The sequence below is a fragment of the Pedococcus bigeumensis genome (assembly GCF_006438965.1).
In the GTDB taxonomy this organism is placed as follows: domain Bacteria; phylum Actinomycetota; class Actinomycetes; order Actinomycetales; family Dermatophilaceae; genus Pedococcus; species Pedococcus bigeumensis_A.
The window spans coordinates 51505-66698 of record NZ_RCZM01000009.1; the positions used below are offsets into that span (position 1 = coordinate 51505).

12 protein-coding genes are annotated in these 15194 nt (G+C 70.9%); all 12 read left to right on the forward strand.

Going from position 1 to position 15194, the window contains the following annotated elements; translation table 11 throughout:
• Positions 1–177: 177 nt before the first annotated feature.
• Positions 178–609 carry a division/cell wall cluster transcriptional repressor MraZ gene (gene mraZ, locus EAH86_RS19790; RefSeq protein WP_140744001.1) on the forward strand — a complete coding sequence of 144 codons (432 nt, stop codon included), beginning with the start codon at positions 178–180 and terminating at the stop codon, positions 607–609.
• A gap of 208 nt (positions 610–817) precedes the next feature.
• A complete protein-coding gene (rsmH, locus tag EAH86_RS19795) occupies positions 818–1810 on the forward strand; it encodes a 16S rRNA (cytosine(1402)-N(4))-methyltransferase RsmH (RefSeq protein WP_140744003.1) in 993 nt (330 codons plus the stop codon).
• Positions 1807–2478: a hypothetical protein gene (locus EAH86_RS19800; RefSeq protein WP_140744005.1), complete on the forward strand. Its 672-nt coding sequence runs from the start codon at positions 1807–1809 to the stop codon at positions 2476–2478. The genes rsmH and EAH86_RS19800 overlap by 4 nt, the downstream gene beginning before the upstream one ends.
• Positions 2479–3031: 553 nt before the next feature.
• The gene (locus EAH86_RS19805; RefSeq protein WP_241668473.1) at positions 3032–4816 is read left to right on the forward strand and encodes a peptidoglycan D,D-transpeptidase FtsI family protein; all 1785 of its coding nucleotides are present in this window, start codon (positions 3032–3034) and stop codon (positions 4814–4816) included.
• Positions 4817–4833: 17 nt separating this feature from the next.
• Positions 4834–6429, forward strand: coding sequence for a UDP-N-acetylmuramoyl-L-alanyl-D-glutamate--2,6-diaminopimelate ligase (locus EAH86_RS19810; RefSeq protein ID WP_140744009.1), 1596 nt, complete (start codon positions 4834–4836; stop codon positions 6427–6429).
• The gene (locus EAH86_RS19815; protein WP_140744011.1) at positions 6426–7874 is read left to right on the forward strand and encodes a UDP-N-acetylmuramoyl-tripeptide--D-alanyl-D-alanine ligase; all 1449 of its coding nucleotides are present in this window, start codon (positions 6426–6428) and stop codon (positions 7872–7874) included. Before EAH86_RS19810 ends, EAH86_RS19815 begins: the two co-directional genes overlap by 4 nt.
• Complete coding sequence (gene mraY, locus EAH86_RS19820) at positions 7871–8953, forward strand: phospho-N-acetylmuramoyl-pentapeptide-transferase (protein WP_140744013.1); 1083 nt, start codon at positions 7871–7873, stop codon at positions 8951–8953. Before EAH86_RS19815 ends, mraY begins: the two co-directional genes overlap by 4 nt.
• Positions 8950–10434, forward strand: a complete 1485-nt coding sequence (gene murD, locus EAH86_RS19825) for a UDP-N-acetylmuramoyl-L-alanine--D-glutamate ligase (RefSeq protein WP_241668474.1) — start codon at positions 8950–8952, stop codon at positions 10432–10434. The genes mraY and murD overlap by 4 nt, the downstream gene beginning before the upstream one ends.
• Positions 10435–10436: 2 nt before the next feature.
• Positions 10437–11729 carry a putative lipid II flippase FtsW gene (gene ftsW, locus EAH86_RS19830; protein WP_140744017.1) on the forward strand — a complete coding sequence of 431 codons (1293 nt, stop codon included), beginning with the start codon at positions 10437–10439 and terminating at the stop codon, positions 11727–11729.
• The gene (murG, locus tag EAH86_RS19835; protein ID WP_140744019.1) at positions 11729–12847 is read left to right on the forward strand and encodes an undecaprenyldiphospho-muramoylpentapeptide beta-N-acetylglucosaminyltransferase; all 1119 of its coding nucleotides are present in this window, start codon (positions 11729–11731) and stop codon (positions 12845–12847) included. The genes ftsW and murG overlap by 1 nt, the downstream gene beginning before the upstream one ends.
• Positions 12844–14280, forward strand: a complete 1437-nt coding sequence (gene murC, locus EAH86_RS19840; protein ID WP_140744021.1) for a UDP-N-acetylmuramate--L-alanine ligase — start codon at positions 12844–12846, stop codon at positions 14278–14280. The genes murG and murC overlap by 4 nt, the downstream gene beginning before the upstream one ends.
• Positions 14277–15038, forward strand: coding sequence for a cell division protein FtsQ/DivIB (locus EAH86_RS19845; RefSeq protein WP_140744023.1), 762 nt, complete (start codon positions 14277–14279; stop codon positions 15036–15038). The genes murC and EAH86_RS19845 overlap by 4 nt, the downstream gene beginning before the upstream one ends.
• Positions 15039–15194: the final 156 nt, after the last annotated feature.

A 15194-nucleotide genomic window follows, 5' to 3' on the forward strand; every position in this document is an offset into this window, starting at 1 on the left:
GGCCCGGTGGTGGTCGACCGTCCACCACTTTTCACCACCGGTTTGACCTGCACAAATAGCTTCTTTGAGGCGAGATTTATGGTGAAAGTGCAGTGATGACGGGTCGTGGTGGAGTAAAGTGGGGGAAACCAGAGGGCCGTGGGGTCCTTGGACGGGTCGGCAGGGGAGGTGGGCACGATGTTTCTCGGTACACACAGCCCCCGACTCGACGACAAGGGCCGCCTCTTCCTCCCCGCGAAGTTCCGCGAGCGGATGTCGGACGGCCTCGTCGTGACCCGTGGCCAGGAGCGCTGCCTCTACGTCTTCCCGATGGACGAGTTCCTCAAGGTGACCCAGCAGATGCAGGCCGCGCCGACGACGAGCAAGGCGGTCCGCGACTTCACCCGTGTCTTCCTGTCCGGCGCCTCGGACGAGGTGCCTGACAAGCAGGGCCGCGTCACGATCCCTGCCAACCTGCGCGCCTACGCGGGTCTGACCCGCGAGTGCACCGTCATCGGTGCCGGCGCCCGCGTCGAGGTCTGGGACACCGACGCGTGGACCGCCTACCTCGAGTCCACCGAGCAGGGCTTCTCCGACCAGTCCGAGGAGGTCATCCCCGGACTCCTCTGAGCCAGTGCCCCTGGAGCCAGGTCTCCAGCCGCTTCGCATCCCGGGACGACTTCCCCCGCCCCGGGCCGCATCCCTTGAAGCGGATGGAGACCTGACCGCAGGGCCACCAGGACCTCAGCGCCACTCGACCGCACCGCACGAACCGCTCGACCAGCACCACCAGCTCGACCGCCACCGCAGCACCAGCACCGTCCCGCAGGAGATGTCGATGAACGCACGAGGAATGGCCGCCGACCGGCACATTCCGGTGCTCCGCGACCGCATCGTCGACCTGCTGGCCCCGGCCCTGAGCGCGCCCGGCGCGGTCTACCTCGACGGCACCCTCGGGATGGGTGGGCATGCCGAGGCGGTCCTCGAGCGCTGTCCCGCCGCGCACGTCGTGGGCATCGACCGCGACCAGGAGGCGCTCGCGCTCGCTGCCGAGCGCCTCGCTCCGTATGCCGCGCAGGTCACCTTCGTGCACGCCGTCTACGACGAGGTGCCGCAGGCCCTTGCCGAGGCGGGCGTCGACCATGTCGACGCGGCGCTCTACGACCTGGGCGTGTCCTCGCTCCAGCTCGACGAGGCCGACCGCGGGTTCTCCTACAGCCAGGACGCCCCGCTCGACATGCGGATGGACCAGTCCGCGGGCCTGACCGCCGCCGAGGTGCTGAACACCTACGAGGCGGCCGACCTCGAGGCGATCCTGCGCGAGTTCGGCGAGGAGCGCTTCGCCAAGAAGATCGCCGGCGCCATCGTCCGCGAACGCGACGACGAGCCGTTCACCACCTCGGGCCGCCTCGTCGAGCTGCTCAAGAAGGTCGTCCCGGCCACCTCGCAGAAGAGCGGCGGGCACCCGGGCAAGCGCACCTTCCAGGCCCTGCGCATCGAGGTCAACGCCGAGCTGTCGGTGTGGGCTGCGGCGCTGCCGCGCGTGGTCGACGCCCTCCCCGTGGGCGGACGGGTCGCCGTCCTGTCCTACCACTCGCTCGAGGACCGCATCACCAAGCAGGTGCTCTCGACGGGCGCCAAGGGCAGCAGCCCGCAAGGCCTGCCGGTCGAGCTGCCCGAGCACGCGGCATACCTGCGGCTGCTCACCCGGGGCGCCGAGGAGGCAAGCCCCGAGGAGCAGGCCACCAACCCCAGATCTGCCTCGGTGCGCCTGCGCGCTGCCGAGCGCACCCGACTCACTGTCAGCACCACGAAGGGAACGCACCGATGAGCCAGCAGACTGCGACGGCGAGGGTCGCATCTCGGGCACCTGCCCGGAAGGTCTCGTCCCCGCAACCCCTGAGGGTGGTTCCTGCGGCCGTCGGACACCCGGGCAACGGTGTCTTCGCTGCCCTGTGCATGACCCTGCTGTGCGCCGGGCTGTTCGGGCTGCTCATGCTCAACACGGCCATGGCCGAGGGGTCCTTCACCCTGCACAACCTGCAGTCCACGTCGGGCGAGCTCACCGACACCCAGGACGCCCTGACCCAGGCCATCGACGCCCAGCGCAGCCCGGCCAACCTCGCCGCGCGGGCGACCAAGCTCGGCATGGTGCCCGCCGACTCCGCAGCGTTCCTGCGGCTGTCGGACGGCAAGGTGCTCGGCGTGGCGAAGCCGGCGAAGAAGGAGAGCGGCTTTACCGTGGTGACGGCTCCACAGGTGCCTTCGGCGAAGACCGGTCCGGACAAGAAGGCCGACCCAGCGACGACCGTCACGAAGAAGGGGGATGTGACGACGACGACCGAGGTCGTCACCCAGCCCGACGGCTCGGTGGTGACCACCGTGACCAGCGTCAACGCCAAGACCAAGACCACGACCAGCACCACGACGACCAAGCCGCCGGCGAAGAAGCCGGCCACCAAGCCGACCACCCCGCAGATCGCCACGCCGACGCAGTAGCCGGCGGGCGCACCGGGGACCGACAGCCGGCCGACCAGCCGCAGCACGTCCCAGCAGACCATCCCAGCAGACCATCCCAGCAGACCATCCCAGCAGACCATCCCAGCAGACCATCCCAGCAGACCATCCCAGCAGACCAGGACCGAGGTACCCAGTGACGCAGAGCCGAGGCAGCCGCCCCGGAACCCCGCGCCCGCCTGCGTCCTCGGATCCGCGTGCCGCCGCTGGTCGAGGGTCGGGCGCCGGCCCGAAGCGGCCCGGTGGGGCTCGCAACGGCACCGGTGCGCCGCACCCCAAGGCCGGGCAGCCGCACACCACCGGCTCGAGGGGCACGGCCAAGCCCGCGCCGAAGGCCACCTCGAAGACAACGTCCAGGACGGCCAGGCAGCCCACCTCGGCTCCGCGACAGGCGCCCGCCCCACGCGCCGCCAAGGCAGCCAAGTCCGCGGCTCGCCCGACGAGGCGGCCTCCCGCACCCCCCGGGCCGCCGCCTCCGCCCGGCCGCCGCAAGGTCACCCTGGGCAGCTCGAGCCCGCGGCGACGGATGCGCACGATGACCATCGCGGTGCTCTTCATCTTCAGCGTGTTCGGTGCGCAGCTGTTGCGGTTGCAGGGTTTTGACGCCTCTGCCGTGTCCAAGGACGCCCAGAGCTCCAGGACCGCCACCATCGCGCTGCCCGCCATGCGCGGCTCCATCACCGACCGCAACGGCACGATCCTCGCGTCGAGCATCGAGCGCCGCACGGTGACCGTCGACCAGACTGCGGTGCCGCAGTACGTCAAGACGGTCGACGGGGTGCGCAGCCGGGTCGGGGTGGCCGGAGCGGCCCAGGACCTCTCGCCGCTGCTCGGCATCCCGGTCGACACCCTCACGGCAGAGCTCACCGGCAAGGCCAAGTACCGCGTGCTGCAGAAGAACATCACCCCCCTCAACTGGCGCAAGATCTCCGCCCTCGGCATCAACGGCATCTACTCCGAGGCGACCTCCGACCGCGTCTATCCCACGACGACGGCCGCGTCGGCGCTGGTCGGGTTCGTCCAGTCGGACGGGACAGCCGGTGCCGGTCTCGAGGTCCTCATGGACAAGGTCCTCAAGGGCAAGTCCGGCAAGACGATCTTCGAGCAGTCGCAGGACGGCCGCCCGATCCCGAACGCGCGCCAGGAGACGATCACCCCCGTCCCGGGCCGCGAGGTCCAGCTCACGATCGACTCCGACCTGCAGTGGTTTGCCCAGAACGCGGTGGCCCAGAAGGTCATCGAGACCCAGGCGCTCTCGGGCACGGTCGTCGTGGAGAACGTCAAGACGGGGGAGCTGCTGGCTGTCGCGTCCTACCCGACCTTCAACCCCACCCAGCCCGGCCAGTCCAGCGAGAACTGGACCAACAAGGCCTTCAGCGACGTCTACGAGCCCGGCTCCACGGGCAAGGTGATGACGGCCGCGGCCGCCCTCGAGGAGGGCGTCGTGACCCCCTCCGACGTGGTCGAGGTCCCCAACCGGATCCACCGCGCCGGCACGGAGTTCAAGGACAGCCACGACCACCCGACCGAGTACCTCACCTTTGCCGGCGTCCTGGCCCAGTCCAGCAACATCGGCACCATCCTCGCCGGCGAGAAGGTCAAGCCGTCGACGATGTACAGCTACTTCACCAAGTTCGGCCTGGGCCAGACGTCGGGGATGGGCTTCCCCGGTGAGGGCCCGGGCCTGCTGACCAACGTCAAGGACTGGAACGGTTCGCAGCGCTACACGGTGCTGTTCGGCCAGGGGCTGTCGGTCAATGCCCTCCAAGCCGCTGGCGTCTTCCAGACCATCGCCAACAACGGCGTGCGGATCCCGCCACGGATCGTCGCCGCGACCGGCGACGGCAAGGGCGGCTTCACGCCGGCTGACAAGCCCGACCCGGTCAAGGTCGTCTCGCCCGACACCGCCAAGCAGGTCCGCGACATGCTCGAAGGTGTCGTCAGCAAGGAGGGCACCGCGCCGGAGGCCAAGATCCCCGGCTACCGCGTGGCCGGCAAGACGGGCACCGCAGACCGCTACGACGCACGCGTCGGCGGCTACTCCGGCAAGACGGCGAGCTTCATCGGCTTCGCCCCGGCAGACGACCCGGAGATCGTCGTCGCGGTCACGCTGCAGCGGCCGATCAAGGGCTACTTCGGCGGGGTGGTCGCCGGCCCGGTCTTCCACGACGTCATGACCTACGCGCTGCAGGAGCTGCAGATCCCGCCGACCGGCACCAAGTCCCCGGTGACCACGATCCGCCCGGAGAAGAACCCGCCGGCCAGCGACACGAGCGTCATCCGGGACCGCAGGTCGGGCGCATCCGGCGCCTCCCGCTGACGGTAGGCTCGCTGTCCGTGCCTTCCCCCCGTCCGTCGTCCCCGCAGGCGACCTCGCTCACCGCCGTGGCCGACCTCGTCGGTGGCCTGCTGGTCGGTGCGGACCGCGAGGTCACAGGGGTCAGCCTGTCCTCCCAGGACGTCGTTCCGGGAGACCTCTACGCGGCGCTTCCCGGCGCCAACGCCCACGGCGCACGGTATGCCGCCGGGGCCCGCGAGGCGGGCGCGGTTGCCGTCCTCACGGACGCGGCCGGGGGCGAGGTCCTCGACGCCGACGGGGTGGACCTGCCACGCGTCGTCGTGGAGCACCCGCGCAGCCTGGTGGGTCTGGCTGCTGCACGGGTCTACGGGACCGTCGACCTCCCCATGCGCATGTACGGGGTGACGGGGACGAACGGGAAGACCACGACGGCATACCTCATCAACTCGGCGCTCACGGCGCTCGGCCACACGACCGGGCTGATCGGCACGGTCGAGACCCGCATCGGTGCCGAGCGGGTGAAGAGCGTCCGCACGACGCCGGAGGCGACGGTGGTCCACGCCCTGCTGGCGGTGATGACCGAGCGGGCCATCGACTCCTGCGTCATGGAGGTCTCCAGCCACGCCCTGGCCCAGCACCGCGTGGACGGGGTGGTCTACGACGTGGCGCTGTTCACCAACCTGTCGCAGGACCACCTCGACTTCCACCCCACGATGCGTGACTACTTCCTGGCCAAGGCGGCGCTGTTCACCCGCGAGCGCGCGCGTCGCGGGATCGTCTGTGTCGACGACGAGTGGGGTCGCGAACTGTCAACCCTGGCAACGATTCCCGTCACCACGCTGACCTCGCTGGACGATGTCGACGCCGACTGGAGAGTGGTTGCGGGGGAGGACGACCCCGCGGAGTTCACCCTTTCCGACGGGGTGACGACGCTGCACCTGCGTTCGGCCCTGCCTGGCGACTTCAACCGGGTCAACACGGCGATGGCGGCACTTGCCCTGATGGCCGGCGGGGTGGACCCGCAGGACGCCGAGCGGGCGCTGCTGGTCGACCCGCACGTCCCCGGCCGGATGGAGCGGGTCGTGGTGGGTGACTACGAGAGCTTCCGTGAGCGCGACGCCGACACCCTGGCGGACCTCGGGCTGCCGATGGTCGTCGTCGACTACGCCCACACGCCCGACGCCGTCGCCGCGGCGCTCAAGGCGCTGCGTCCCGCGACGACCGGCACCCTGGTGGTCGTGCTCGGCGCCGGTGGGGACCGGGACCGCGGCAAGCGGGCTGCCATGGGAGGAGCCGCCGCGGAAGGAGCCGATGTCGTCGTCGTCACGGACGACAACCCCCGGTCGGAGCCGCCGGAGGCCATCCGCGCCGCCATCCTCGAAGGTGCGCGGGCTGCCGGCACCTCCGCTCGGCTGCACGACGTGGCCGGGCGGGCCGCGGCCATCGCCGAGGCCATCCGAGCGGCCCACGCTGCGGGGCCGGGAAGCGTTGTCGCCGTCGTCGGCAAGGGGCACGAGACCGGGCAGGAGATCGCGGGCACGGTGCACCCGTTCGACGACCGAGCCGAGGCACGTCAGGCACTGGAGGTACTGGTCGCCGAGGCCGCGCGTGCGCAGGGGGGATTGCGACGATGATCCCGTTGTCGCTCAAGGACATTGCCGAGGTCACCGGCGGACGGCTGCACGGTGTTGACGAAGCTGCTGCCGCCGCGCTGGTCATCGACGGCCCCGTCGTCACGGACTCGCGCGAGGCAGGTCCGGGTGGGCTCTACATCGCCCGGGTCGGTGAACAGATGGACGGTCACCAGTTCGTCGCGTCCGCCGCCGCGCTCGGCGCCGTGGCCGCCATGACCACCCGCGAGGTTGACGACCTCCCGTGCGTGGTCGTCGAGGACATCCAGGGCGGCCTGGCCTCGTTGGCGCGAGCCGTCGTGGACCGGCACCCCGAGCTGACCGTCATCGGCATCACCGGGTCGTCCGGCAAGACGTCCACCAAGGACCTGCTCGCCAGCGTCCTGTCGAGCGCGGCGCCGACCGTCGCACCCGTGGGATCGCTGAACTCCGAGGTCGGGGTGCCCCTGACCGTCTTCCGTGTCATGCCCCAGACGCGCTTCCTCATCGTCGAGATGGGGGCCCGCGGCGTCGGCCACATCGACTACCTCACCCGGATCGCCCCGCCCAGCATCGGCATCGAGCTCAATGTCGGCACTGCCCACGTGGGGGAGTTCGGTTCTCGCGAGGCGATCGCCGTCGCCAAGGCCGAGCTCGTCCAGGCGCTGCCGCCCACGGGCCTGGCCATCATCAACGCCGACGACGCGGTGGTGCGTGGCATGGCCGCGCTGACCACCGCGCGTGTCCAGCTCGTGGGGACCGGGAGCGAGGCATCGGTCCGCGCCACCGACATCACCCTGGACGAGCGGGGCCGGCCGTCCTTCCACGTGACCACGCCTGCGGGCGACGCGGAGGTCACCCTCCCGCTGCACGGCGAGCACCACGTCGGCAACGCCCTGGCCGTGGTGGCGGCGGCGCTGGAGTGCGGGGTGGCCCTGCCTGACGTCGTGGCTGCGCTGGCCACCGCCGTCCCGGCCTCACGCTGGCGGATGGAGGTCACCGAGCGTCCCGACGGGGTGACCGTCGTCAACGACGCCTACAACGCCAACCCCGACTCGATGCGCGCGGCCCTCAAGGCACTCGTGGCGATGGGTGGTGGCGGCGGCCGCGAGGATGTCGGATCGCAGCGACGCACCTGGGCGGTGCTGGGCTCGATGCTGGAGCTCGGCGAGGACTCGACCACCGAGCACGATGCCATCGGCCGACTCGCGGTGCGGCTCAACATCTCCCGGCTCGTCGTGGTGGGGGACACCGCCCGCCCGATGGCCAGCGGGGCACAGCACGAGGGGTCGTGGGGTGACGAGGCCGTGTGGGTGCCCGACGCCGACGCCGCCTACGATCTGCTCGCCGAAGAACTTCGGCCCGGAGACGTCGTGTTGTTCAAGTCCAGCCGTGATGCCGGACTACGGTGGCTCGGAGACAGACTGGCCGGCAGGGGCGCAGCCAACAGCGAGGAGGGCACGACGTGAAGGCGGTGCTGCTCGCGGCCGTCATCTCCCTCGTGGGCGCGCTCTTCGGTACCCCGATGTACATCAAGTTCCTCGTCCGACGCGGCTACGGCCAGTTCATCCGCGACGACGGCCCGACCTCGCACCACACCAAGCGCGGGACGCCCACGATGGGTGGCGCGGTCATCATCGGCTCCAGCCTCGCGGCATACGGCCTGGCCCATGCGCTCACCGGCACCCCGCTCACGTGGAGCGGCGTCCTGGTCCTGTTCCTCATGTCCGGGCTGGGACTGGTCGGGTTCCTCGACGACTACATCAAGATCTCCAAGCAGCGCAGCCTCGGCCTGCGGTCCCGCGAAAAGCTAGCCGGCCAGACCCTGGTCGCGGTCGTCTTCGCGGTGCTGGTGCTGCAGTTCCCCAACAGCAAGAACCGCACCCCCGGCTCGACCCACATCTCGTTCGTCCGGGACACCGGGATCGACCTGGCGTTCGCCGGCACGCTGCTGGGCCTGATCCTGTTCATCATCTGGGCCAATATCATGATCGCCGGCACGTCCAACGGGGTGAACCTCACCGACGGCCTCGACGGCCTGGCGACCGGTGCCTCCGTGATGGTCTTCGCCGCCTACGTCCTGATCGGCATCTGGCAGGGCAACCAGAACTGCCAGAACACCCCCGGCCTGAAGTGCTACGAGGTGCGTGACTCGCGAGACCTCGCCGTGGTGGCCGCCGCGGCCATGGGCGCGTGCTTCGGGTTCCTCTGGTGGAACGCCTCACCCGCCAAGATCTTCATGGGGGACACCGGATCCCTCGCCCTGGGTGGGGCGCTGGCCGGACTGGCGATCACCACCCGCACCGAGCTGCTCATCGTCATCCTGGGCGGCCTGTTCGTGGCCATCACGCTCTCGGTCATCATCCAGGTCGGCGGGTTCAAGCTGACCGGCAAACGCGTCTTCCGGATGGCGCCGCTGCAGCACCACTTCGAGCTGCTGGGCTGGAACGAGGTCACCATCGTCATCCGGTTCTGGATCATCGCGGGGCTGTTCGTCGCCCTCGGGCTGGGACTGTTCTACGCAGAGTGGGTCGTGGGCGCGGCGTGAGCGGGCGGCTCGACGGTCTGACCAGCGGCACGGCCGACTGGAGCGGCATCCGCGTGGTGGTGGCAGGGCTGGGTGTCAGCGGCTTCGCCGCGGCCGACGCGCTGCACGAGCGCGGTGCGCGGGTGGTGGCCGTGGACGGCGCCGACCCCGACACCAACACGGCGCTGGGGGAGCGGGCCCGCATCCTCGACATCCTCGGCGTGGACGTGCGCCTGGGTCCCGAGCACGTCGCCGGTATGCCGGCCGGTGCGCTCCCCGACCTCGTCGTCACGTCTCCCGGGTGGCGCCCGGACCAGCCGCTGCTGCTCGCCGCCGCGCAGGCCGGGATACCCGTGTGGGGAGAGGTGGAGCTCGCCTGGCGGATGCGCGCGGAGGTCGGCCCCGCGCCGTGGCTGACCATCACCGGCACGAACGGCAAGACCACCACCGTCGAGATGCTGGCCTCGATGCTGCGCGCAGCCGGGCTGCGCGCCACGGCCGCCGGCAACGTCGGCACCCCGATCCTCGAGGCGGTGCTGCACCCTGAGCCGTACGACGTGATTGCCGTCGAGCTGTCCAGCTTCCAGCTGCACTGGTCGGACTCGATCGAGCCCTACGCCTCGGCCTGCCTCAACGTCGCGCCGGACCACGTCGACTGGCACGGCTCGATGGAGGAGTACCAGCGCGCCAAGGGCAAGGTCTACGCGCGCACCAAGGTCGCCTGCGTCTACAACGTGCAGGACCCGGTCACCGAACGACTGGTGATGGATGCCGACGTGCAGGACGGTTGCCGCGCGATCGGGTTCACCCTCGGCATGCCCGCCCTGTCGATGGTCGGGGTGGTCGACGACATCCTCGCCGACCGGGCGTTCGTCGAGCAGCGCAAGACCTCCGCCGCCGAGCTGGCCACCCTCGACGACGTCCGTGGCAGTGCCGCGACCCTTGCACCGCACAACCTGGCCAACGCCCTCGCAGCAGCGACCCTGGCGCGGGCCTACGGCGTCGCACCGCTGGCCGTCCGCGACGGGCTGCGAGCCTTCACCCCGGACCCGCACCGGATCGCCGACTGCGGTGCGGTCGACGGGGTGCGCTACGTGGATGACTCGAAGGCGACCAACCCGCACGCGGCGGCCGCCTCGCTGCACGCGTTCGAGCACGTGGTCTGGGTCGCGGGCGGGCTGCTCAAGGGCGCCGACGTGGACGACCTCGTGCGCGACGCCGCCGACCGGCTGCGCGGGGTCGTCCTCATCGGGGCGGACCGCGCACGGCTGGCCGAGGCGTTGGCCCGACACGCGCCGGATGTCCCGGTCGTCGAGGTGTCGAGCACGGACACTGGGGTCATGGAGACCGTCGTCGCGCGCGCGGCCGAGCTTGCCCAACCGGGCGACGTCGTGCTGCTCGCGCCCGCAGCGGCCTCCATGGACATGTTCCCCAACTACGGTGCCCGAGGCGACGCCTTCGCGGCGGCGGTCGCCCGCCGCGCCGGGTCCGCAGGAGACTAGCCGTGAGCAGTGCCACCACCGCGCCCCCACGGGCGCGGACCGCGTCGCACGCCGCGCCGAACCGCGACTCCTCGACCAAGGAGCCCACCCGGTTCGGTGGGTGGCTGCAGCGGCTCGACTCGCCCGTCACCAGCTACTACGTCCTGCTCAGCGTGACCGTGGTGCTGGTCGTCATCGGCCTGATCATGGTGCTGTCGGCGTCGTCGGTGAAGTCGCTCGTCCAGACCGACAACGCCACGCCCTACGTCTTCTTCCGCAAGCAGCTCCAGTTCGCCGCCATGGGCGCCATCGCCATGGTGATCGGGGTGCGGGTGCCTCCGCGGGTGTGGAAGGCCCTGGCGGTGCCGATCCTGGTCGGTTCGCTGCTGCTCCAGCTCCTCGTCTTCACCCCGCTCGGCGTGTCCGTCAACGGCAACCGGAACTGGCTGGCGCTGGGCCCGGTGACCCTGCAGCCCGCGGAGTTCGCCAAGATCGGGCTCATCCTGGTGGGTGCCACGGTGCTCACCGCCAAGCGCAAGCTGCTCGGCCAGCTGCGGCACGTGATCATCCCGTTCCTCTTCCCGGTCGCGGCCGTGACGATCGGCCTCGTCCTGCTCGGGCACGACCTCGGCACCGTCATGGTGATGGGCGGGATCGTCGCGGCCGTGCTGTTCGCCGCCGGGGTGCCTCGCCGCATGTTCATCTACGGGGGTGCGCTGTTCGGCGCCCTCGCCGTGACCATGGTCGTGACGAGTCCCAACCGGCTGCAGCGGTTCGACGTGTGGCTCGGCAAGGACACCAACCAGTACGGCGCCTACCGCCAGCCGCTGCACGGTCGGTACGCCCTTGCCGACGGTGGCTGGTGGGGCCTCGGTCTCGGCGCCAGCCGCGAGAAGTGGCAGTGGCTTCCCGAGGCCCACAACGACTTCATCTTCGCGATCCTCGGCGAGGAGCTCGGCCTGCCCGGCACCCTGGTGCTGCTCGGCCTGTTCTGCGCGCTGGCGCTGGTCTGCTACCGGATCGTGCTGCGCAGCAACGACACCTTCGTACGGGTCGCGACGGCCGGCGTGATGGCGTGGATCGTCGTCCAGGCCATCATCAACATCGGTGCCGTGATCGGCCTGCTCCCGGTGATCGGGGTGCCGCTGCCGCTCGTGTCGTACGGCGGGTCGTCGCTCATGACGACGATGTTCGCGCTGGGGATGCTGTTGTCCTTTGCCCGCAAGGAACCCGGCTGCTCCGAGGCGCTGTCGGCCAAACCGTCGGTGGTCCGTCGCTCGCTGGCGGTCCTGCCGGGACGTCGGGGACGTCGCTGATGGCTGCTGACACCACTCCCTCGTCGGTCCTGCTGGCCGGTGGTGGGACGGCTGGTCACGTCTCGCCGCTGCTGTCGCTGGCCGACTGCCTGCGCCGGCGCGACCCCGAGGTAGTCATCACCGCCCTCGGCACCGAGACCGGGCTCGAGGCCAGGCTGGTCCCCGAACGCGGGTACCCGCTGATGACCGTCCCCAAGGTGCCGCTGCCGCGCAGGCCGTCCGGTGACCTGTTGCGGCTCCCCGGGAGCCTGCGCGCGGCGGTGGCCGCCGCCGAACGGGCCATCGAGGAGTCCGGGGCCCAGGTGGTCGTCGGTTTCGGCGGCTACGTCTCGACCCCTGCCTACCTCGCTGCGCGTCGCCGCCACGTCCCGATCGTCGTGCACGAGCAGAACGCCCGGGCAGGCGTGGCCAACCGCGTCGGGGCGAGGATGACCCGGTTCGTGGCGACCACCTTCGCGAGCACCAAGCTGGCCCACGCCACCACCATCGGCATGCCGCTGCGGCGCGAGATCGCCCAGCTCGACCGGGTCGCCGTCCGCCCGGAGGCGGTGGCCCACTTCGGCCTCGAACCGCACTGGCCGACCGTCCTCGTCACCGGGGGGTCGCTCGGTGCGCAGCGGCTCAACTCGACCTTCGAGGCCAGGGTCGCGGCGCTGCGCGCGTCGGGTGTGCAGGTCCTGCACCTCACCGGAGCCGGCAAGGAGTTCGTCGCGGACAACAGTGGTCCCGGTGCGCCCTACGTCGTCGCCCCCTACGCCGACCGGATGGACCTCGCGTATGCCGCGGCCGACCTCGTCGTCGCCCGCGCCGGTGCCAACACCGTCTGTGAGCTGACCGCGGTGGGGCTGCCGGCCATCTACGTCCCCCTGCCCATCGGCAACGGCGAGCAGCGTTTCAACGCCGCCGACGTCGTGGCCGCCGGTGGTGGCCTCCTCGTCGAGGACGCCGCCCTCACCCCCGGGTGGGTCGACGACACCCTCGTTCCCCTCGTCTCGGACCGCGACCGGATGGATGCGATGGCAGCCGCCTCGGCGGCGACGGGGGAGCGGGGCGCCGACGAGCTGCTGGCCGACATGGTGACCGCTGCCTTCACGGAATCCCTTGCGGGTCAACGATGAACGGCTCCAACGAACGCTTCGACTTCACGGCACCCGTTCCTCCGCTGGGAGATCTGGGCGCAGTCCACTTCATCGCGATCGGCGGCGCCGGCATGTCCGGCGTGGCGCGCGTCATGCTGGCTCGAGGATGCTCCGTCAGTGGGTCGGACGCGAAGCAGTCCCCGGTGCTCGCGGCCCTCGCCGCCGAAGGTGCCGACGTCCACGTCGGCCACGACGCGGCATACGTCGAGGGCAAGGACACGGTCGTGATCTCCTCGGCGATCCGCGAGTCCAACATCGAGCTGGCGGCCGCCCGCGCGGCGGGGCTGCGGGTGCTGCACCGGTCCCAGGCCCTCGCGAGCACCATGGCGGACTCGCGACGCGTGGCCGTCGCGGGCGCCAACGGCAAGACCACAACCACGTCGATGCTGACGGTCGCGCTCCAGCACTGCGGCATCGACCCGTCCTTCGCCGCAGGCGGCGAGCTCGCCAAGCACGGCACCAACGCGCACTGGGGCACCGGCGAGGTGTTCGTCGCGGAGGCCGACGAGAGCGACGGCTCGTTCCTCGTCTACCGCCCGGAGGCGGCGGTCGTGACCAACGTGCAGCCCGACCACCTCGACTTCTACGGCACCTTCGAGCAGGTCAAGCAGGCCTACTCAGGGTTCGCGGCGACCATCGTGGACGGCGGACTCCTCGTCGCGTGCCAAGACGACCAAGGGTCCCGCGAGCTGGCCGAGGCGGCCAGGACTGCCGGCACCCGGGTGCTGACCTACGGCTGGTCGACCGATGCCGACGTGGTGCTGCGCGACGAGGTGTTCCGCGGGCTGATGGGCCGGGTCACCGTCACCGGACCCGACGGGGTCGCGCGCAACCTGCGGATCAACATCCCGGGCCGCCACAACCTGCTCAACGCCGCGGCCGCCTACACCGTGGCCGTCGACGGGCTGGGCCAGGACCCGACCCGCGTGCTCGACGGGCTGTTCGGCTTCACCGGCACCCGGCGCCGGTTCGAACCCAAGGGTTCGGCCGCTGGTGTCTCGGTCGTCGACGACTATGCGCACAACCCCGGCAAGGTCGCCGCCGTGGTCGGCACCGGCGCGGACCTGGCCGGCGAAGGCCGCCTCGTCGTGGTGTTCCAGCCGCACCTCTACTCGCGCACCCGGGACTTCGCCCGCGAGTTCGCGACGGCCCTGCTGCCCGCGGACGTCGTGGTCCTCATGGAGATCTATGCCGCGAGGGAGGACCCCATGCCCGGCGTCTCCTCCCAGCTCGTCGCGGACGCGCTGTGTGAGCTGCGTCCCGAGGCGGACGTCACGGTGATCCCGTCGTGGTCTGCCGTGGCCGATCACGTGGCCGGCATCGCTCGTGAGGGGGACCTCGTCATCACCGTGGGTGCCGGGGACGTGACGATGATCGGGCCCGAGATCCTGCGCGCCCTCGGTCAGGCATGAGCCACCACACCGGTTCCTCGAGCCGAGGTGGCCGCACCGGGTTGGCGTCCTCCAGGGCCCGGTTCCAGCGTCGCGCCCACGAGGTGCGCCAGCGTCCGCTGCGACTGATCGGGTATGCCGCGGCGGCCGTCGCGGTCGTGGTGCTCCTGGGGTGGGTGGTCGGGTTCAGCCCGGTGCTCGCGGTCCGCAGCGTCGAGGTGGTCGGTGTCCCGGACGGCGAGGTCGCAGCGATCAAGGCGATGGCGCGGGTGCCGCTGGGGGAGCCGTTGGCGAGGGTGGACAGTGCTGCCGTGGCTGCCCGGGTGGCCGAACGTGCCACCGTGGCGGACGTGTCGATCGAGCGGTCCTGGCCCAGCACCCTGGTCATCCACGCGAGCCCCCGCAAACCGTTCCTCGTGGTCAGGAACCCTCAAGGTCAACTACAGGTTGTGGATGAGACGGGCGTCGCCTACGCCCAGGTGAGCACGCCTCCGGGCGGTGTGCCGACGGTCAACGCGGCCAGCCAGGCGGCGCTGTCCCGCGACGCCCTGTCGGCGGCCGTCAGCGTCCTGAAGGTGCTGCCGGCGACACTGCAGAAGCGGGTCACCAACATCACCGTCAGCAGCGCCAACCTGGTCACCCTGAAGATCGGCAAGACGTCCGTGGTCTGGGGCGGCAGCGACGAGCCGGAGCGCAAGGTGGCCATCATGACCGCCCTGCTCAAGGGCAGCCCGAAGCTGATCGATGTCAGCGCTCCCAGCACGCCGGTCACCCGCTGACCGCGAGGGCCCGGAGGTCGTGCCACACTGTGGCTGGTGGTGCGGAAGTGACGGGTGTGACAGGCCCTCCGGCGGGCCCGAAGACAAACCGCGAAATCGGGCGAATCCGTGCTGCGACACGCGGTCGATCAGGTTGCCTGTGCCCCATGTGACGCA